The sequence below is a fragment of the Bradyrhizobium sp. CCBAU 45321 genome (assembly GCF_028128975.1).
Classification (GTDB): Bacteria; Pseudomonadota; Alphaproteobacteria; order Rhizobiales; family Xanthobacteraceae; genus Bradyrhizobium; species Bradyrhizobium yuanmingense.
This window is the reverse complement of the sequence record NZ_LFKZ01000050.1, coordinates 1-1,000: the sequence shown is the minus strand read 5'-3', so window position 1 is coordinate 1,000 and position 1,000 is coordinate 1. Positions and strand designations below refer to the sequence as shown.

General features: G+C 61.1%; 1 protein-coding gene and 1 pseudogene. Both read left to right on the top strand.

Going from position 1 to position 1,000, the window contains the following annotated elements:
* The first annotated feature begins 18 nt into the window (after nucleotides 1-18).
* Nucleotides 19-567, top strand: a complete 549-nt coding sequence (locus ACM43_RS09620) for a hypothetical protein (RefSeq protein WP_271539854.1) — start codon at nucleotides 19-21, stop codon at nucleotides 565-567.
* Nucleotides 568-737: 170 nt separating this feature from the next.
* Nucleotides 738-914 (top strand): annotated as a pseudogene (locus ACM43_RS09615) (transposase); the annotation flags it as partial.
* Between the last annotated feature and the right edge of the window lie 86 nt (nucleotides 915-1,000).

The window sequence follows — 1,000 nt, the reverse complement described above, 5'->3', positions numbered from 1 at the left end:
AGGAAAGGGAGACAAGGAATGGCCAAGTCGATTGAGGATCACTGCCACGGGCTGCGCTGCATGGACGCAGGCGATCTGGCGCCGCCGGTGACGGTGTTCACACGACACCTGACGGTGTTGGGGCATAAAAGCTTAACGGTGAGCGGCTATGGCGCTGCAGCCCGTCACCTCGCGCAATGGCTGACGCTAACCAAGATCGCAGTCGTTGATATCGATGATGGCGTCGCCGATCAGTTCGCTCGGCATCGCTGTCGATGCCGCGGCATCCGTCGCGAGAGGGGCGTGTCCGTGAAGTACGTCAGTCGGGTGCGCCGCGTCATCGAGTTTATCGGCGAGCGCGGAATCATCCAGCGCAAGCCGAAGCCCGCATTACCGACGCCCCACCGCCGGGTGGTCGAGTTCCAGGACTGGCTCCGACAGCATCGCTGCGTCACGGAGCTGACAATAGATCGGCACGGTCGCATGGTCATGCGGCTGCTCCCGGCGCTTGGCATCAGCCCGCGAAGTTGGAATGCTCAGCTCATTCGCCACGTGCAGAGACGAAGCGGGTCTCACTGGCCTCTGTGATGACGATGGCGCTGAGAGGATATTTGCGATTCTTCAGCGCGTGGGGGTTGTGCCGGGCTGGACTCGATCAGGCTGTGCCAATCATTCGTAAGCGCTGCTTTCTACGCACCTATGCAGTTGAGCGCGGGGATGGGATGAGGTGTCCACCATGAACGAGGTGGACACCATCGATGATCACTCCAGAAGAACTTTTGAGACTTGAGACGGTCGGCGTGTTGCGCAATGGGCGGCGTCGCTATGATCCGGCCAGCAAACAGCGGCTGGTCGAGGCCTGTCTGCAGCCTGGCGTGTCGCTGGCGGGGCTGGCGTTGCAACACGGCGTGAACGCGAACCTGCTGCGCAAGTGGGGTGGCCAAGGTACTGTCCAGAATCTTTCGCACTTTTGATCAGGCGACGGCTCCGGTTTCAGAGAGTTGTGGCTGATAGAGCGGTC